The sequence below is a fragment of the Allosphingosinicella sp. genome (genome assembly GCF_059502505.1).
On record NZ_JCACEU010000014.1, the window covers coordinates 146787 to 163845 of the forward strand.

General features: G+C 65.2%; 18 protein-coding genes. 7 read left to right on the plus strand and 11 right to left on the minus strand.

Going from position 1 to position 17059, the window contains the following annotated elements; translation table 11 throughout:
• The first annotated feature begins 12 nt into the window (after positions 1 to 12).
• From leuS to holA, 3 genes are read left to right on the plus strand one after another with little or no spacing between them, the layout of a single operon-like run.
• Positions 13 to 2535, plus strand: a complete 2523-nt coding sequence (gene leuS / locus AC5JBD_RS02885) for a leucine--tRNA ligase (protein WP_495720255.1) — start codon at positions 13 to 15, stop codon at positions 2533 to 2535.
• The gene (gene lptE, locus AC5JBD_RS02890; protein WP_495720256.1) at positions 2532 to 3029 is read left to right on the plus strand and encodes an LPS assembly lipoprotein LptE; all 498 of its coding nucleotides are present in this window, start codon (positions 2532 to 2534) and stop codon (positions 3027 to 3029) included. Before leuS ends, lptE begins: the two co-directional genes overlap by 4 nt.
• Positions 3026 to 4042 (plus strand): DNA polymerase III subunit delta, encoded by a 1017-nt coding sequence (gene holA, locus AC5JBD_RS02895; protein ID WP_495720257.1) that lies wholly within the window; start codon positions 3026 to 3028, stop codon positions 4040 to 4042. The genes lptE and holA overlap by 4 nt, the downstream gene beginning before the upstream one ends.
• Positions 4043 to 4149: 107 nt before the next feature.
• Here holA and AC5JBD_RS02900 read toward each other — a convergent pair whose 3' ends face one another.
• The 6 genes from AC5JBD_RS02900 to AC5JBD_RS02925 form a co-directional block, all read right to left on the minus strand.
• Positions 4150 to 5031, minus strand: a complete 882-nt coding sequence (locus AC5JBD_RS02900; protein WP_495720258.1) for a ParB/RepB/Spo0J family partition protein — start codon at positions 5029 to 5031, stop codon at positions 4150 to 4152.
• Positions 5028 to 5807 carry a ParA family protein gene (locus AC5JBD_RS02905; protein WP_495720259.1) on the minus strand — a complete coding sequence of 260 codons (780 nt, stop codon included), beginning with the start codon at positions 5805 to 5807 and terminating at the stop codon, positions 5028 to 5030. The genes AC5JBD_RS02900 and AC5JBD_RS02905 overlap by 4 nt, the downstream gene beginning before the upstream one ends.
• Positions 5804 to 6448 carry a 16S rRNA (guanine(527)-N(7))-methyltransferase RsmG gene (gene rsmG, locus AC5JBD_RS02910; RefSeq protein ID WP_495720260.1) on the minus strand — a complete coding sequence of 215 codons (645 nt, stop codon included), beginning with the start codon at positions 6446 to 6448 and terminating at the stop codon, positions 5804 to 5806. The genes AC5JBD_RS02905 and rsmG overlap by 4 nt, the downstream gene beginning before the upstream one ends.
• A complete protein-coding gene (gene mnmG, locus AC5JBD_RS02915) occupies positions 6449 to 8299 on the minus strand; it encodes a tRNA uridine-5-carboxymethylaminomethyl(34) synthesis enzyme MnmG (RefSeq protein WP_495720261.1) in 1851 nt (616 codons plus the stop codon).
• Between the two features lie 63 nt (positions 8300 to 8362).
• Positions 8363 to 9655: a tRNA uridine-5-carboxymethylaminomethyl(34) synthesis GTPase MnmE gene (mnmE, locus tag AC5JBD_RS02920; RefSeq protein WP_495720262.1), complete on the minus strand. Its 1293-nt coding sequence runs from the start codon at positions 9653 to 9655 to the stop codon at positions 8363 to 8365.
• Positions 9652 to 9885 (minus strand): DUF6489 family protein, encoded by a 234-nt coding sequence (locus tag AC5JBD_RS02925; protein WP_495720263.1) that lies wholly within the window; start codon positions 9883 to 9885, stop codon positions 9652 to 9654. The genes mnmE and AC5JBD_RS02925 overlap by 4 nt, the downstream gene beginning before the upstream one ends.
• An 84-nt stretch (positions 9886 to 9969) precedes the next feature.
• Here AC5JBD_RS02925 and AC5JBD_RS02930 point away from each other — a divergent pair, with 84 nt between their 5' ends.
• The gene (locus AC5JBD_RS02930; protein ID WP_495720264.1) at positions 9970 to 10665 is read left to right on the plus strand and encodes a dienelactone hydrolase family protein; all 696 of its coding nucleotides are present in this window, start codon (positions 9970 to 9972) and stop codon (positions 10663 to 10665) included.
• Positions 10658 to 11638, plus strand: coding sequence for a quinone oxidoreductase family protein (locus AC5JBD_RS02935; RefSeq protein ID WP_495720265.1), 981 nt, complete (start codon positions 10658 to 10660; stop codon positions 11636 to 11638). The genes AC5JBD_RS02930 and AC5JBD_RS02935 overlap by 8 nt, the downstream gene beginning before the upstream one ends.
• Before the next feature lie 3 nt (positions 11639 to 11641).
• Here the strand turns inward: AC5JBD_RS02935 and AC5JBD_RS02940 are convergent, their stop codons facing one another.
• The 5 genes from AC5JBD_RS02940 to AC5JBD_RS02960 all read right to left on the minus strand — a co-directional run bounded on the left by AC5JBD_RS02940 (position 11642) and on the right by AC5JBD_RS02960 (position 15653).
• Positions 11642 to 12373, minus strand: coding sequence for a TerC family protein (locus tag AC5JBD_RS02940; protein ID WP_495720266.1), 732 nt, complete (start codon positions 12371 to 12373; stop codon positions 11642 to 11644).
• A 24-nt stretch (positions 12374 to 12397) separates the two neighbouring features.
• Complete coding sequence (gene rho / locus AC5JBD_RS02945) at positions 12398 to 13654, minus strand: transcription termination factor Rho (RefSeq protein WP_495720267.1); 1257 nt, start codon at positions 13652 to 13654, stop codon at positions 12398 to 12400.
• Positions 13655 to 13793: 139 nt separating this feature from the next.
• The gene (locus AC5JBD_RS02950; RefSeq protein WP_495720268.1) at positions 13794 to 14252 is read right to left on the minus strand and encodes a CopD family protein; all 459 of its coding nucleotides are present in this window, start codon (positions 14250 to 14252) and stop codon (positions 13794 to 13796) included.
• On the minus strand, positions 14252 to 15277 hold the full coding sequence (hemE, locus tag AC5JBD_RS02955; protein WP_495720269.1) for a uroporphyrinogen decarboxylase: 1026 nt from the start codon (positions 15275 to 15277) through the stop codon (positions 14252 to 14254). The genes AC5JBD_RS02950 and hemE overlap by 1 nt, the downstream gene beginning before the upstream one ends.
• Positions 15278 to 15473: 196 nt before the next feature.
• Positions 15474 to 15653 (minus strand): hypothetical protein, encoded by a 180-nt coding sequence (locus AC5JBD_RS02960; RefSeq protein ID WP_495720270.1) that lies wholly within the window; start codon positions 15651 to 15653, stop codon positions 15474 to 15476.
• On the opposite strand from AC5JBD_RS02960, the gene AC5JBD_RS02965 reads away from it, so the two are divergent.
• A complete protein-coding gene (locus tag AC5JBD_RS02965) occupies positions 15639 to 16469 on the plus strand; it encodes a pyruvate, water dikinase regulatory protein (RefSeq protein WP_495720271.1) in 831 nt (276 codons plus the stop codon). The genes AC5JBD_RS02960 and AC5JBD_RS02965 overlap by 15 nt on opposite strands.
• Positions 16466 to 17059 (plus strand): Maf family protein, encoded by a 594-nt coding sequence (locus AC5JBD_RS02970; protein WP_495720272.1) that lies wholly within the window; start codon positions 16466 to 16468, stop codon positions 17057 to 17059. The genes AC5JBD_RS02965 and AC5JBD_RS02970 overlap by 4 nt, the downstream gene beginning before the upstream one ends.

The following is a 17059-nucleotide window of genomic DNA, read 5'->3' on the forward strand; positions in this document are numbered from 1 at the left end:
GGGGTTCGTCATATGGCGACGCGCTTCAACCCGCTCGCGGCCGATGCGCGGTGGCAAAAGGTCTGGGAGGAGCGCGGAACCTTCCGCGCCCGCGACGACAGCGGCAAGCCCAAGGCTTACATCCTCGAGATGTTCCCCTATCCATCGGGGCGCATCCATGTCGGCCATGCCCGCAATTACACGATGGGCGACGTGCTGGCCCGCTACCGGCGGATGAAGGGCTTCGAGGTCCTTCATCCGATGGGCTGGGACGCGTTCGGCATGCCGGCCGAAAATGCGGCGATGGAGCGCAAGGTCCATCCCGGCGAATGGACCTGGTCGAACATCGACACGATGCGGAGCCAGCTCAAGCGCCTGGGCTATGCGATCGACTGGAGCCGCGAGTTCGCCACCTGCGATCCCGCTTATTACGGCCATGAGCAGGCGCTGTTCCTGGACCTGTTCGCTGCCGGCCTCGTCTATCGAAAGCAGAGCGAGGTCAACTGGGATCCGGTCGACATGACCGTGCTCGCCAACGAGCAGGTGATCGACGGCCGCGGCTGGCGCTCCGGCGCGCTGGTCGAGCGACGCAAGCTCAGCCAGTGGTTTCTCAAAATCACCGACTTTGCGGACGAGCTGCTGGACGGCCTCGGCACGCTCGACAGCTGGCCGGAAAAGGTCCGGCTCATGCAGGAAAACTGGATCGGCAAGAGCCGGGGCATGCGCTTCCGCTTCCAGCTGACCCAGCCGGTGGACGGGATCGACGGCTTCGAGGTCTTCACCACCCGCCCCGACACGATCTTCGGGTCGAGCTTCGCCGCTTTGTCTCCCGATCACCCCATCGCGCTGGCGGTCGCGAAGAGGAACGAGGACGCAGCCGCATTCATCGCCGAGTGCAAGAAGGGCGGCACCACCGCGGCTGAGCTGGAGACGGCGGAGAAGCGCGGCTTCGACACGGGCCTGAAGGTCCGTCACCCGCTCGATCCGCATTGGGAGCTGCCCGTCCATATCGCAAACTTCGTGCTGATGGACTATGGCACCGGTGCGATCTTCGGCGTGCCAGGCCACGACCAGCGCGATTTCGAGTTCGCGTCGAAATACGATCTGCCGATCCGCCGCGTCGTCGCCGCCTCGCCAGAGCAGGCCGCTGCGCCCATTGCGGACGAGGCGGAGAATGGCGACGGCGTGCTCGTCAATTCCCGCTTCCTCGATGGAATGGACGTCGAGGAGGCCAAGGCGGCGGTGATCGCGCGCGCAGAGGCTGAAGGCTGGGGCGAGGGGACGGTCGCATGGCGGCTCCGCGACTGGGGCGTGTCGCGCCAGCGCTATTGGGGCACCCCGATCCCAATCATCCATTGCTCCGCCTGCGGCGCCGTGCCGGTGCCGCGCGAGCAGCTGCCGGTCGTCCTGCCTGAGGACGTCACTTTCGATGTCCCCGGCAACCCGCTCGAGCGGCACCCGAGCTGGAAACATGTCGCCTGCCCGTCCTGCGGCGGCGAGGCAGCGCGTGAGACCGACACGCTCGATACCTTCGTCGATTCGAGCTGGTATTTCATCCGCTTCGCCAGCCAGCCCTCGGACCGTCCGTTCGACAGCGCCGTGGCGAGCCATTGGCTGCCGGTCGACCAATATATTGGCGGTGTCGAGCACGCGATCCTGCACCTGCTGTATGCGCGTTTCTGGACCCGGGCGTTGCGGCGGATCGGTCGGCTCGAAGCGGCGGAGCCATTCGCCGGCCTGTTCACCCAGGGCATGGTCACACACGAAACCTACCGATCGCTCGACGGTCGCTGGCTGTCGCCGGATGAAGTCGAGCCGAAGGGAGCAGGCGTCATCGTCGAGACCGCAACCGGTGCTCCCATCGAGACCGGCCGCATCGAGAAGATGTCCAAATCGAAGAAGAACGTCGTCGATTCGGACGTGATCGTCGAGCAATATGGCGCGGACGCCGCGCGCTGGTTCCTGCTCTCGGATAGTCCTCCGGAACGCGATCTCGAATGGAGCGAGGGCGGCATCGAGGGCGCCTGGCGTTTCGTTCATCGCCTGTGGCGCATCGCCACAGCGGAGCGAGCAGGTGAGGGCTGCGATGTCGCGCTCGACCGCAAGCTTCATCAGACGATCGCATCGGTGACCGCGAACATCGAATCGCTCGCCTTCAACAAGGCTGTGGCGAATCTCTACGAGCTCGCCAGCGCGATCGAGAAGGCAGCGCCGTCCGCCTCCCGGACCGAGGCAGCGGAGACCATGCTGCGCCTGGTTGCGCCGATGACGCCGCACGTCGCCGAGGAGGCATGGGCGAGCCGCGGGCAGGAGGGGCTGATCGCCGATGCAGTCTGGCCAGAAGCCGATCCGGCACTTCTTGTGGAAGATGAGGTCACCATCGCGGTTCAGGTAAATGGTAAGCTCCGCGACACGCTGACTGCGCCCAAGGGTGCTCCCCGGGAGACGCTGGAGGAAATGGCGCTCGCTTCGGAGAAGGTGGTGCGCATCCTGGAAGGCAAGAGCCCGCGCAAGGTGATCGTCGTTCCCGACCGCCTGGTGAACCTCGTCGCATGAAGCGGGCGCTAGTCCTCGCCATTGCCTTGATGGTCTCCGCCTGCGGGCTGAGGCCGCTCTACGAGGGCGGCGGCAGTGGCCCGGTTGCGCAGACGCTAGGTGCGGTCGAGGTGGCGCCGATCGGCGGCCGGGCCGGATGGATGGTGCGCACCGCCATTCAGGACCGTCTCGGCAATTCCGAGCCGTCGCAGGCGCGATACCGGCTCGAGGTTGAGATCGACGACGACATTACCGGCTTCGGCATCCGCTCGGACGATGCTGTGACGCGAGAGCGGCGCACGCTGCGCGCCCGCTACCGCCTCGTCGATGCGAGCGTAGGAACAGTCGTGCTCGACGCCACTGCCGGATCCGACGCCGGGATCGACGTCGTGAGTTCTGAATATGCCACCGTCGCGGCCGAGCAGACCGCGCTGGAGCGGCTGTCCCGCGAAGTGGCCGACCAGATCGTCACTCGCGTCGCCCTCTACGCCTCGAGGACCGGGAACGGCCGGTGAAGGCCAACAAGGCCCAGATCGAACGCGCGCTGAAGGCGCCTTCGTCTGAGACACGCTTCTTTCTTCTCTACGGACCCGATGAATCCGGCTCCCGCGCCCTGATGAAGATGCTGGGCCCGGCAGATGCGGAGCGGGTCGAACTGAGCGGAGCGGAGCTCAAGGGCGACCCGGCGCGCCTCGCCGACGAGGCGGCGGCCATCTCGCTGTTCGGCGATCCCCGCGTGGTAATCGTGGAGCCTGCCGGCGACGAAGTACTCACGGCCGTGGAAGCACTGCTTGATGCGCCCGCGGCCGGCAACCCAGTAGCAATCGTCGCAGGTGCGTTGAAGCCCACTTCGAAGCTGCTGAAGCTGGGACTCTCCTCGCCTGCGGCGATGGCCTTCGCGAGCTACGTTCCCGACGCGCGCGATGCGCCGAAGCTCGTGATGGAGATGGCGCGTGAGCACGGGCTCGGCATCCGGCCGGATGTCGCCCGCAGGATCGCGGATGCCGCCGCCGGCAATCGCGCCGTCATCGCGCAGGAGCTCGGCAAGATCGCCTTGTTCCTGGATGCCGCGCCGGAACGGCCAAAGCCAGTCGAAGCGGATGTGGTGGACGCGATCGGCGCGGCTAACGAGGAGGGCGACCTCACCCGGCTCGTGGACAGCGTCGGCGGCGGTGACGTCAAGACGCTACAATCCGAGCTGCTGCGGCTGTCGAGCGAGGGCATCGACGGCATTCCGCTGATCCGCGCGATGCTGAGGCGCATGACTTTGCTCGCAAAGCTTCGCGGCGAGGTCGAGCGGGGAAGCAGCGTCGACACGGTCATGGCGACACACGGCAAGGCAATCTTCTGGAAGGAGAAGGACGCGGTCGCTGCGCAGCTTTCGCGTTGGCCGTCCGAACTCATCGGAAAGGGCATGAGCCGGCTGCTTGAGGCGGAGCGGCAGGTAAAGGCCTCGGGCGGACTCGGACCGCTCGCGGTCGACGAGGAGCTGTTCGCGATCTGCCGCCAGGCAGCGCGGCTGCGCTAGACTAAGCCTCACGCGGTCATCCCGGCGAAGGCCGGGATCTCAGCGAGAACAGGCACCAGCGTCTTCTGGTCCTGAGATCTCGGCTTGCGCCGGGATGACGGAGAGGGTCAAATCTTCTCGCCGCTCAGCCGCTGGCAGATCATGTCGAGCTGATCGAGCGTCGAATAGCCGAGCGAGACCGTGCCGCCGGCGGCGCCATGCGCGATCTTCACCTTCAGGCCGAGCAGGTCGCCGAGCTGCCGTTCGAGCGCGTCGATGTCGGCATTGCCGCTCTTATATTCGAGCTTGCCCTGAACCGGCCGCCGCTCGCGTCCGGTGCGGACGAGCTTCTCGGTGTCGCGCACCGACAGGCCGCGATTCACCACCTCGACGGCGAGGGCCTCCGGATCATTGGCCGGGATCAGGGCGCGGGCATGCCCCATGCTGAGATCGCCGGCCGCCACATAGGCGCGGACCTTCTCCGGCAGATCGAGCAGCCGCAGCAGGTTAGCGACATGGCTGCGCGACTTGTGGACGAGCTTGCCCAGCGCTTCCTGGGTATGGCCGTAATCCTCGATCAGCCGCTTATAGCCCTCGGCCTCTTCGATCGCGTTGAGGTCCTGGCGCTGGACGTTCTCGATCAGGGCGACTTCGAGCGTCTCAGTATCGTCGAACTCGCGGATGACCACCGGGACTTCGTGCAGATGCGCCCGCTGGGCCGCCCGCCAGCGCCGCTCGCCCGCGACGATCTGGTAGCGGTGGCCGTTCGGCCTGACGACGATCGGCTGGATGACGCCGCGGGTGCGGATCGAGTCCGCGAGCTCCTCGAGCGCGTCCTCGTCGAAATGCCGACGCGGCTGGTCCGGGTGCGGCTCTATGCTGCTCACGGGCAGCGACTGGATGGAGCCGGCGGTGCCGGACGCCGGCACCTCGTGGGCGACTTCGCCGAGGAGCGAGGAGAGACCGCGGCCGAGGCCGGGGTGGCGCTTGCGCAGCGGGATCTCGTTCATGCCGCGGCCGCCGGCAGGGGCAGGCGTCCGATCAGTTCACGCGCAAGCGACATATAAGCCTCCGATCCGGAACAACGGTGGTCGTAGATCAACGCAGGGATGCCGTGGCTGGGCGCCTCGGACAGGCGCACGTTCCGCGGGATCACCGTCTGGAACACGACCTTGCCGAGGCAGGCGCGGACGTCGTCCGACACCTGGGTGGAAAGATTATTGCGCCGGTCGAACATCGTCAGCGCGACGCCGAGGATGGAGAGCTCAGGATTGAAGCGGACCCGGATCCGTTCGACCGTCTGGAGGAGCTGGCTGAGGCCCTCGAGCGCGAAGAACTCGGCCTGGAGCGGCACCAGCACCGAGCGCGCGGCGACCAGCGCGTTGATCGTCAGGAGCCCAAGCGAAGGCGGGCAGTCGATCAGGCAGATGTCCCAGCGGCCCGGCATGTCGATAATAGCCTTGTCCAGCCGGTGCGTCCGGTCCTCGAATTCGACCAGCTCGATCTCGGCGCCGGAGAGATCCACCGTGGCCGATACGAGGTCGAGCCTCGGCACGCGTGTCGACACCACCGCCTGCTCCAAGGTGCACTGGCCGGTCAGCAGCTCATAGCATGAATGTTGGCGCTGAGAATGACCCACCCCAAGACCCGTCGAGGCATTGCCCTGCGGATCGAGATCGATGAGGAGGACGCGCCAGCCAGTGGCGGCGAGGGCCGTCGCCAGGTTGATCGCCGTCGTGGTCTTGCCAACCCCGCCCTTCTGGTTGGCCACTGCGATCCGGATCATTTACGCCGCTTCCCCCTAGACTGGCGCCGAACATTCTCAGCGACGATGATCTGCGCATCGGGATCGGTGAGGCTCTGTTCGAGGCGGAAATCACCCTGCCACGAAGCACGCGCTTCTTCTAGCTCCGACTTCACATTTTTGCCCTTCGGCAAGACCCAGCGAGTCGCGGGCGAGACGAACCGTTCCCCGAGCGTCAGCAAACGGTCCAGCGGAGCGAACGCACGGGCGCTGATCACGTCGAAATTGGACGCCTCCACCCTTTCCACCTTCGAACAAAGGATGCGCGTCGATGCCGGCAATTCGAGCACGGCGGCAGCTCTCTGAAGGAAGTCCACTCGAAGCTTCCGCGCTTCGACCATCGTTATCTGCGCGGGATGGAGCAGCGCAATGACCAATCCGGGAAATCCAGCGCCCGTTCCCAAATCCAGCCATGTCTTCGCCTCGCCGGGTGCCAGGCGGAGGAGCTGAGCGGAGTCGACGATGTGCCGGCTCCAAACCTGATCCAGCGTAGCGCGGGAGACGAGGTTCTGCTCCTCACTCTCGGAGAGCAGGAATTCGACGAAGACCTCGAGCCGCCCGAATGTTTCACGTGAAACATCCAGCTCCTCCTCCAGCCACCTCCGGGCCGAACCTTCGTCCACTCAGGCAGCTCTGCGACGGGAGTGCACGAGGATAGCCGCGAGCGCCGCCGGCGTGACGCCACGAACGCGAGACGCCGCTCCCAAGGTCGCCGGCCGTGACGCGGAGAGGCGCTCCACCATCTCGTTCGAGAGACCTGCAATCGCCGCATAGTCGAGGTCAGCCGGGATCCGGATCGACTCATCCGCACGCAGCCTAGCGACTTCGCTCTGCTGGCGCGCAACATAGGGTGCGTAACGGTGATCCTCGATTGCTTCATCCAGCTCGTCGGTCCCGACTTCCACAAGCTCCGGAACTAGACGAAGCAGGATAGATCGGTCTACTTCAGGAAAACGTAGCCATTCAGTGAGCGGACGCCGCACGCCATCGTCGCGGACACCGGCACCCGCCTTGGCCAGCAGCGCACCGGCAAAGCAGCGACCTAGTTGATCTTCGATAGCAGCATGCTTCGCACGAGACGTTTCGAAGTGCCGCTTTCGCTCCTCCGTAACGCAGCCTGACGTAATCGCCATCGGGGTCAGGCGCGCCTCGGCATTGTCGGCACGGAGGCGCAGTCGATACTCGGCGCGGGCGGTCAGCATCCGATAGGGCTCGGTGACACCCTGTAGGACGAGGTCGTCCACCATCACGCCGATATAGCTTTCGCTGCGATCGAAGATGACCGGGCCCTTGCCCATCACCCAGGCGGCGGCATTGACCCCCGCTACCAAGCCTTGAGCCGCCGCTTCCTCATAGCCGGTCGTGCCGTTGATCTGTCCCGCGAGATACAAACCTTCGACAATGTCCGACCGAACCGCCAGGGTGGGCTCGAGCACCCGCGGATCGACATAATCATATTCCACCGCGTAGCCGGGTTGGATGATTTCCGCGCGCTGCAGCCCCTCCATCGATCGCACCATCTCCAGCTGGATATCCGCCGGCAGCGAGGTGGAGATGCCGTTCGGATAGATCGTGGAGTCATCGAGGCCCTCCGGCTCCAGGAAAATCTGGTGCCCGTCGCGATCACCGAAGCGGTGCACCTTGTCCTCGATCGACGGGCAGTAGCGCGGCCCCACCCCTTCGATCTCACCTGCGAAGAGCGGCGAGCGATCGAGCGACGCCCGGATGATCTCGTGGGTGCGTGCGTTGGTTCTCGTGATCGCACAGAAGAGCTGCGGGGCCTCGCGCCTCCCCAGCGACGACATCGTCCAGCTGGCATCGTCGGAGGGCTGCCGCTCCAGTCGGGCCCAATCTATCGTCCGACCGTCCAGTCTTGGCGGCGTTCCCGTCTTGAGCCGGGCGAGCGGCAGATTAAACGACCTCAATTGCTCGGCAAGCGACACCGCGGCCCGCTCACCCACGCGCCCACCGCGGCAGTTGGTCATCCCGAAGTGGAGCTTGCCGTTGAGGAAGGTGCCGGTGGCGAGCACCACTGCAGTGGAAGTCAGCCATCTCCCGTCGGCCAGTTGAAGGCCGCAGATCCGGTTCCTCTCCAGCCGAAGTCCGGCGGCTTCGCCTTCGACGATCGTCAGGCCCACCTGTGCATCGAGTTGACGATGGATCGACGCCTTGAATCGTCGTCGGTCAGCCTGGATGCGGGGACCCCGGACAGCCGCGCCTTTGCTCGCGTTGAGCATGCGGTAGTGGATGGCCGCGTGGTCGGCGGCGCGCGCAATGATCCCATCGAAGGCGTCCACCTCGCGGACCAGGTGGCCCTTGCCGAGGCCCCCGATTGCCGGGTTGCAGGACATCGCGCCAATGGACTCGCGGCTGAAGCTGACGAGGGCCACCGAGGCCCCCATGCGCGCCGCGGCAGCCGCAGCCTCGCAGCCCGCGTGGCCTCCACCGACAACTATGACATCGAACCGGTTCATTGGGCGGGGCCTTAGCCGAAGGCGGCGCTTCTCACCACATCAGCGATGTTCCACGTGGAACATTCACTTGCCGATGCAGAAGCTTCCAAACAACGCATCTAGCATTTCCTCGACACCGGCACGTCCAGTGATCCGGTCCAGCCCCACCCGCGCGAGACGAAGCTCCTCCGACGCCACCAGCAGGTCATTTGAGTCCACGGCCTGCTTCAGGTGCTGAAGCACCTCCCCGAGCACCGCCCGATGCCGTGCATTGGTGGCGACGTCGCCTTCACCAGGGAGGAGCGATCTAGCGCGCTCGACCAACAACGCGACCAGCCGGTCCATGCCCTCGCCCGTCTCCGAGGATACGCCGATCTCCACGCCGGGCTCGGTGGTCCCTCCAGAGAGGTCGATCTTCGACTGCACTAGGATGGAGTTGGAAGGGTCGGGACAGTCGGCGGGAGGGCCCAGCCACAGGACGAGGTCGGCCGCCGCGAGGCTCTCACGCGCGCGTTCGACCCCTTCGGATTCAATCTCGTCGAGGCCGTCGCGCAACCCAGCCGTGTCGATCAGGAGGAATGGCTGTCCGCCGATGGCGGTCGGCGCCTCCACGAGATCGCGCGTTGTACCGGCGATGGCGGAGGTGATCGCCGCCCGCCTGCCTGCCAACCAGTTAAGGAGGCTCGATTTTCCAGCGTTAGGCGGACCTGCGATGACGACCCTGACGCCGTCGCGGAGCCGCTCGACGGGCGGGCGCTGGAGCATGGCGTCGACCTCAGAGCAAAGCTGCTGCAGCGATGTGCGCCAGCTTTCAGGCAATTCCTCCGCCACGTCTCCCTCGTCGGAGAAGTCGAGTAAGGCCTCCAGCACGGCTACGAGCCCGAGCAGCCGCGACTGCCAGTCTCCGACGCGTCGGCTGAGCGCGCCGCCGGCCATCGCAATCGAGGCGCGCCGCTGCGACTGCGTCTCCGCCGCGAGCAGGTCCGCCAACCCTTCGGCCTCGGTGAGATCGATGCGGCCATTTTCGAAGGCACGTCGTGTGAATTCTCCGGGTTGGGCCGGCCGCACATCGACCACCACACCCACGGCGTCGAGCACCCCTGCCACCACTGCCCGGCCACCATGCAGGTGGAGCTCGGCTATGTCCTCGCCAGTCGCGCTGTCGGGGCCCGGAAAGCGGAGGACCAATCCATTGTCGAGGACCTCGCCACTTTCCGGGTGCCTGAGCGCCCGCACCGACGCCCGCCGCGGCTCCGGCAAATCACCGGTGAGCGCGCTCAGCGCCCGATCGGCGGCGGGTCCGCTGATGCGGATCACCGCTATGGCTGCTGGAGGGTTGCCGGAGGAGAGCGCGTAAATGGTGCTCTCTCGGCTCACCTCTTCCCGCCGCTCATATTCTCGAACATCTGCCGCCACACGTTCATGCCGGCCTCGCTCATCGGACCCCAGCTCTTCATCATGTCTCCGACCATATCGGGCGTGACGCCTTCGCTGACGAAGCGCTGCATCTTCTCGACATAGACCTGGTGGACCGGTGAAAGGTCGGGGAAGCCGAGGAAGCGGCGGGCCTCCTCCGGCGTGCAGTCGACATTGACGGTGAAATTCATGGTGGCTCCGATCCTTGCGCTCGGCGGTTGCGGCTGGCGAACGTCTATCGTTATGGCGCTCCTGCAAGGCAAGAGGAGGACGCATTGATCCAGATCCCGACGCTCGAAGGCGATGCGAGCTTCAACGCGTATGTCGCCGAGCCGGACGGTCAGCCGAAGGCCGCGATCATCGTCATCCAGGAGATTTTCGGGGTGAACCCCGGCATCCGCCGCAAGTGCGATCGCTGGGCGGAGCTTGGCTACCTGGCTGTCGCACCGGACCTGTTCTGGCGGCTCGAGCCCGGCGTAGAACTCGACCCGGATGTGCCCGAGGAGTTCCAGCAGGCACTCGAGCTAATGGGCAAATTCAACCAGGACCAGGGTATACGGGACATCGAGGCGACCATCCGAGATTCGCGTAAGCGTTTGGGAGAGAACGGGAAAGTCGGCTGCGTCGGCTTCTGCCTTGGCGGCCGGCTCGCCTTCATGACGTCAGCCCGCACCGACATCGACGCGAGCGTCGGATATTATGCGGTAGGCGTGGACAACCTGCTTCGCGAAAGCCACGCAATTCCAAATCCGCTGATGCTCCACATCGCGGGCGCTGACCATTTTGTCAGCCCGGAGGTCCAGCGCGCGATGCACGAGGCGCTGGACGACCATCCAAGAGTCGTCTTGCACGACTATCCCGGCGAGGATCACGGCTTCGCCGCCGAAATGGGCAATCGCCGGAGTGAGGAAGCGGCGCAACTCGCGGACGGGCGCACCGAAGCCTTCTTCGCCGAGCACCTCCGTGGCTGATCCCTACGCTTTCTGCCTAGAGCGCACCGGCGGACCCGAGGTGCTGGAGGCTCAGAGAATCGACGCGCCTGCGCCCGGGGAAGGAGAGGTCCTCATCCGGCACGAGGCAGTGGGGCTCAACTTCATCGACACCTATCACCGCTCCGGACTGTACCCGCTGCCGCTTCCGTCGGGGCTGGGCAACGAGGCCGCAGGCGTGATCGAGGCGGTCGGAGCGGGAGTCGACGAGTTCCGCGTCGGGAACCGCGTTGGTTACTTCTCCGGCCCACTGGGCGCCTATGCGACGCATCGCACGATCGATGCCGGCCGCGTCGTGAAGCTTCCCGACGAGATCGGGAGCGAAGACGCGGCAGCGATGATGCTGAAGGGCTGCACCGCCGAATATCTGATCGAACGCTGCGCCCGCATCGAAACGGGCGAGACGGTGCTGGTTCATTCGGCCGCGGGCGGCGTCGGGTCGATCCTGGTGCCATGGCTGAAGTCGATCGGCGCGGTGGTGATCGCCCATGCCGGGACAAGCCGGAAAGCGGAGTTGGCGACCGAACTCGGCGCCATCCATGCGCTTTGCTGCCCGATGGACGAGCTCGCCGCTCAGGTGCGGACTCTGACCGACGGCAAGGGCGTGTCGGTCGTGCTCGACGGTGTCGGAGCGGCGAGCTGGGAAGCGTCGCTGGCCTCGGTCGCCCGCAAGGGGCTGCTCGTCACCTACGGTAACGCTTCGGGCCCGGTGCCGCCCTTCACCGCGCTCGACCTTCTCCGCGCCGGCTCGGTCTTTGTGACGCGACCCACCCTGTTCGACTATGCGAGCACGCCCCAAGATATGCGCGCGTCGGCCTCAAGACTGTTCGAGATAATGAGGGGGGGCGCCGTACAGGTCCGGATCGGCGCCCGCTACCCGCTGCTGCAGGCCGCCGACGCCCACCGCGCGATCGAGGCGCGGGAGACGACCGGATCGACCATTCTCATCCCTTGAGGCTCAGGCGAAGAGGGTGGTGACCCCGACATTGGGATCGATATAGCCCTCGTAGATCATCTTGCCGGCGACGTAGACGATCACGAGCAGGCCGATCCAGGCGATCCAGCGATAGCGCTCGATATATTTGGCGAGGATGTTCGCGGCGACGCCCATCAGTGCGACGGCGAGAAGCAGGCCGATGATCAGGATGCCCGGATGCTCGCGCGCCGCACCGGCGACCGCCAGGACATTGTCCAGGCTCATGGAAACGTCGGCCACCGCAACAGCCCAGGCGGCGCCGGCGAAGCTCTTGGCCGGCTTCAGGCCGGCGTGCTCGTCGCCCTCGACTTCGGGTGAGCCGCCCGCCGGGCCCGCGTGGCGAAGCTCGCGATACATCTTCCAGCTCACCCAGAGGAGGAGGAGTCCGCCGGCAAAGATGAGGCCGACGATCTGCATCAGCTGGGTCACCAGCAAGGCGAAGAAGATGCGGAGAACCAGAGCGGCGATGATGCCGATCAGGATCACCTTCTTGCGCTGGTCGGCCGGAAGACCGGCGGCGAGGGCTCCGACGACGATCGCATTGTCGCCGGCCAGCATGATGTCGATCATCAGCACCTGGCCGAAGGCGACCCAGGCGGAGGCCTGGTCCAGATTCGACAGATCCGTGAGGATCGCATTCCACATGCCGGCAAGGCCGCCCTCGCCCAGCGCAGGCGCGGCATGGACGGAAAGGTTCAGGAGAAAATCGAGCATGCTCCGGCGAACGCCCCTCGGCGCTTATTGGTTCATCGAGGCGAAGAAGTCGTCGTTCGACTTGGCGTCCTTCATCTTGTCGAGCAGGAACTGCATCGCATCGATCGTGCCCATCTGCATCAGGATGCGGCGGAGGACCCACATCTTGGAGAGCTTGGCGGCATCGACCAGCAGCTCTTCCTTGCGGGTGCCGGACTTCCCGACGTCCAGTGCCGGGAAGATGCGCTTGTCCGCAACCTTGCGGTCGAGCACGATCTCGGAATTGCCGGTGCCCTTGAACTCCTCGAAGATGACTTCGTCCATCTTGGAGCCGGTGTCGATCAGCGCGGTGGCGATGATCGAAAGCGAGCCGCCTTCCTCGATGTTCCGCGCGGCGCCGAAGAAGCGCTTCGGACGCTGCAGGGCATTGGCATCGACGCCGCCGGTCAGCACCTTGCCGGAACTCGGCACCACCGTGTTGTAGGCGCGGCCGAGGCGGGTAATCGAGTCGAGGAGGATGACGACGTCCTTCTTGTGCTCGACCAGGCGCTTGGCCTTTTCGATCACCATCTCGGCGACCTGGACGTGGCGCTGCGCGGGCTCGTCGAAGGTGGAGGAGACGACCTCGCCCTTCACCGAACGCTGCATGTCGGTCACTTCCTCGGGCCGCTCGTCGATCAGCAGCACGATCAGGAAGACTTCGGGATGATTGTCGGTGATCGCCTTGGCAATGTTCTGGAGCAGCACCGTCTTGCCGACGCGCGGCGGCGCCACGATCAGCGCGCGCTGGCCCTTGCCCTGCGGCGAGACGATGTCGATGACCCGCGCCGACTTGTCCTTCTGGGTCGGATCACTGCTGTCGAGCGTGAGCTTTTCGTCCGGATAGAGCGGCGTCAGATTGTCGAAATTGACGCGATGACGCACCGCTTCGGGATCGTCGTAATTGACCGAGGTGAGGCGGGTGAGGGCGAAATAGCGCTCGCCGTCGCGAGGGCCGCGGATCTCGCCCTCGACGGTGTCGCCGGTGCGCAGGCCAAACTTGCGCACCTGATTCGGCGCGACATAGATGTCGTCGGGACCGGCGAGGTAATTGGCCTCAGGCGAGCGGAGGAAGCCGAAGCCGTCGGGCAGCACCTCGATCGTGCCCATGCCCATGATTTCCTGGCCATTTTCGGCCTGGACCTTGAGGATAGAGAACATCAGCTCCTGCTTGCGGAGCGTGGAGGCGCCTTCGATGCCGAGCTGCTCGGCCATGGCCACGAGGTCGGCTGGGGATTGTTTCTTGAGCTCTTTGAGATGCATGGAGATTTACTCGAAAAATAGGTCGTCGCGTGGCGCTCAGGATGGCTGCGGCGGTTGGATTCCCACTCGGACGGCGGGCTAACGACTTGGGGAGCCGTTAAGCTCCGCCTTGATTCAAGTCAACGAGGCTTTTCGCCGCTTAAAATGGGCGAACGATCACCAGGATGACGATGATCACGGTGGCGACGCCGGGCACTTCGTTCATGATGCGCAGCGCCTTGCCGCTGACGGGTCGAAGCCCCTGAGCGAGCTTCTTGCCGTAGCCGACCATATAGCCGTGATAGCCGCTGAGGCCGATGACGATCAGCAGCTTGGCGTGGAGCCAGCCCTGCGTCCAAGCCTCGGTGATCCAGGCCAGGGTGAGCCCCAGGATCCAGACCATGACCATAGCGGGAGTAATGATGATGTTGCGCAGCTTGCGCTCGCGCTCGATCCACTTCTTCTCCTCGGCCGAGCCCGGGGCCGCTTCCTGATGATAGACATAGTAGCGCGGGAGCATGAACAGGCCCGCGATCCAGAAGATCACGAAGATGACATGGGCGGCCTTGATCCAGGCATAGGTCACAGTGAGAGCCGTTCCCAGATCATAGCCGAACATTAGCCGCGCACCAGCTTCAGCAGCTGCTCGACATGCGCGATCGGCGTGTCCTGCAGAATGCCATGGCCGAGATTGAAGACGTGCGGACGCCCGTCAAGCGCCGATATGATGCGGCGGACGGCGCTTTCAAGCGCGGCACCGCCGGCGATGAGAGCAAGCGGGTCGAGATTGCCCTGCACCGGCAGGCCTTCCGGCAACACGGCCGCTGCCCATGCGGGATCCACCGTCTCGTCGAGCCCGAGCGCGTCCACGCCCGTGCCGCTCGCATATGCTGCGAGCTTGCCGCCGGCGCCTTTGGGGAAGCCGATCACCGGCACGTCCGGGTGGCGCGTTTTGAACTCGGCGACGATATTCGCGTTCGGCGCGATCACCCATTGCTCGAACTGCGCGGGCGACAAGCTGCCCGCCCAGCTGTCGAACAATTGCACGGCTTCGACGCCGGCGCGGACCTGGCCCGACAGATAGTCGACGGTCATCGCCGCCACCGCGTCGATGATCTCCTGAAAGGCGGCGGGGTCGCGATAGGCATAGCGCCGCGCCTCGGCCTGTTCCTTGCTGCCCTGCCCGGCCACCATATAGGTCGCCACGGTCCACGGACTGCCCGCAAAGCCCAAGAAGGTCACCTCAGGAGGCAAAGCTGCCTTCACCTTATCCACCGTCCGGTAGATGGGCTCCAAGCGCCCTGGTACGGCCTCCAGCGCCCCCAGCGCGGCATCCATGAGCGGCGGCGACAGTCGGGGACCCTCGCCGGTCTCGAAACGCAGGTCCTGACCCAGGGCATGGGGTACGATGAGGATATCCGAGAACAGGATTGCCCCGTCGAAGCCGAACCGGCGGATCGGCTGGAGGGTGATCTCGGCCGCCGCCTCGGGGTCGTAAACCAGCGCGAGGAAGCCCCCCTTGTCAGCCCTCAGTGCCCTGTATTCGGGCAGGTAGCGACCGGCCTGACGCATCAGCCAAATGGGAGTTTTCTCAGCTTTTTTTCCACGAAGGACGCTGAGCAGGGGCTTGTCCGGACCGGGCATGGAAAGGCGTCTGGCTCCGCTCTCTTATCTATAGAGTCTTATTAGAAGAGAGTCTGTAGAAGGTAGTAGGCTGTCGATTGCCGGGGTTTATTGCCTCCGCCCTTTTTTGCAAACAACTTGACTCCAGGGGGCTCACGGGCGGCCGCGGATTCGTGCGGGTTTTCCCCATTTTCCACAGGAAAGAGCAGGAACCTTTTCACTCTTCGTTAAACTGTGGATCGTTTCCGAAGAATGGGGAGGAAAGCTTTCCTTGAAACGCTCCGCAGGCTTCCGCTAGCGATTTCCCCATGGTTTTCCACAGGCCGAAATGGTGTGCAGCCGGGATGAAATCATTTGCAGCGCCGCCGCCTATGTGCCGCACATGAGTCGCCTTCATCTCCATCTTCTGTCCGATTCCACAGGCGAAACGCTCGAGGTGATCGCCAAGTCCTGCCTCGCCCAGTTCGACGATGTCGAGGCGGTGCGGCATCTCTGGCCGATGGTGCGTTCGGAGGGGCACCTCGATCGCGTCCTCGATGATATCGAGCGGCGGCCGGGCCTGCTCGTCTATACTTTGGTGAACAGCAACATCCGCCGTGAGCTTGAGCGGAAATGCCGGCGGCGCGGCATCAATGCTGTGTCAGCGCTCGATCCCGTGGTGGACGCGCTGTCGGCGGTGCTTGGCCAGGAGGCAAAGGCGCGCCCCGGCCGGCAGCACGCGCTCGACGCTGCTTATTTCGCGCGGGTGGACGCGATCCAGTTCACGATCGCGCATGACGATGGGGTCGGACACGAGAATTGGGAGGAGGCGGACGTGGTGCTGGCGGGCGTCTCGCGCACGTCGAAGACGCCGACCTCCATCTATCTCGCCAATCGCGGCTTCAAGGTCGCCAACATTCCGCTGGTGCCGGAATCACCGCCGCCCCGAAATCTGTTCTCGCTGCAGCATCCGATGGTGGTGGGGCTCACCACCAATCCCGACCGCCTGATCCAGATCCGCCGCAACCGCCTCCTGTCGCTCAACCAGCATCCGGAGACCGACTATGTCGATCTGGAGGCGGTCAATGCCGAGCTGGCGTACGCCCGCCGCCTGTTCGCGGACAATGGCTGGCCGGTGATCGACGTCACCCGCCGCTCGATTGAGGAGACTGCCGCCGCCATCGTGAAGCTGTGCAGCGAGCGCTCGGAAGCCGACACGGCTGCGGAGGCGTGAGGCTCCTCCTTGCGTCAAAAAGCGCGGCCCGGCGCCGAATGCTCCAGGCGGCGGCCGTGCCGTTCGAGAGCGCAGACGCCGATCTCGACGAAGATGACGTCAAGACGTCGCTCCGCGCCCAAGGCGTGGGCGCAGCGGATCTCGCCCTCGGCCTGGCGCGAGCGAAGGCGCTGGGGGTTAAGGCAGGTGCAGGCGATTTCGTGATCGGCTCCGACCAGACGCTGGAGCTCGAGGACGGCGCCATGCTCGACAAGCCTGGATCGGCGGAAGAGTTGCTGGATCAGCTCCAGCGGCTGAGCGGCCGGTCGCATAAGCTTCACGCCGCTGCCGTCATTGCCGAAGCTGGAACCATCGCGTGGAGCTGCATCGAGACCACGACGATGCACGTTCGTCCGCTCGGTGCGGATTTCCTGCGCGACTATGTCGAGCGCGAATTCAATACGGTGCGCTGGAGCGTGGGCGGTTATCATGTCGAGGGCAGGGGCGCTCAGCTCTTCGATCGCATCGAAGGCAGCCATTTCGCCGTGCAGGGCCTCCCGCTGCTGCCGCTGCTCTCATTTCTGCGTCAGCGCGGCCTGCTCCTGACGTAG

Excerpts from the sequence above, each read along its gene's own strand:
- AC5JBD_RS02905 (WP_495720259.1), bottom strand. The coding sequence starts at position 5,807 with ATGATCCGGATCGCAGTGGCCAACCAGAAGGGCGGGGTTGGCAAGACC.
- AC5JBD_RS02960 (WP_495720270.1), bottom strand. The coding sequence starts at position 15,653 with ATGAAGGCGACTCATGTGCGGCACATAGGCGGCGGCGCTGCAAATGAT.
- mnmG (WP_495720261.1), bottom strand. The coding sequence starts at position 8,299 with ATGAACCGGTTCGATGTCATAGTTGTCGGTGGAGGCCACGCGGGCTGC.
- hemE (WP_495720269.1), bottom strand. The coding sequence starts at position 15,277 with ATGCCCGGTCCGGACAAGCCCCTGCTCAGCGTCCTTCGTGGAAAAAAA.
- rho (WP_495720267.1), bottom strand. The coding sequence starts at position 13,654 with ATGCATCTCAAAGAGCTCAAGAAACAATCCCCAGCCGACCTCGTGGCC.
- AC5JBD_RS02900 (WP_495720258.1), bottom strand. The coding sequence starts at position 5,031 with ATGAACGAGATCCCGCTGCGCAAGCGCCACCCCGGCCTCGGCCGCGGT.
- leuS (WP_495720255.1), top strand. The coding sequence starts at position 13 with ATGGCGACGCGCTTCAACCCGCTCGCGGCCGATGCGCGGTGGCAAAAG.
- AC5JBD_RS02950 (WP_495720268.1), bottom strand. The coding sequence starts at position 14,252 with ATGTTCGGCTATGATCTGGGAACGGCTCTCACTGTGACCTATGCCTGG.
- lptE (WP_495720256.1), top strand. The coding sequence starts at position 2,532 with ATGAAGCGGGCGCTAGTCCTCGCCATTGCCTTGATGGTCTCCGCCTGC.
- AC5JBD_RS02940 (WP_495720266.1), bottom strand. The coding sequence starts at position 12,373 with ATGCTCGATTTTCTCCTGAACCTTTCCGTCCATGCCGCGCCTGCGCTG.
- AC5JBD_RS02925 (WP_495720263.1), bottom strand. The coding sequence starts at position 9,885 with ATGAATTTCACCGTCAATGTCGACTGCACGCCGGAGGAGGCCCGCCGC.
- AC5JBD_RS02965 (WP_495720271.1), top strand. The coding sequence starts at position 15,639 with ATGAGTCGCCTTCATCTCCATCTTCTGTCCGATTCCACAGGCGAAACG.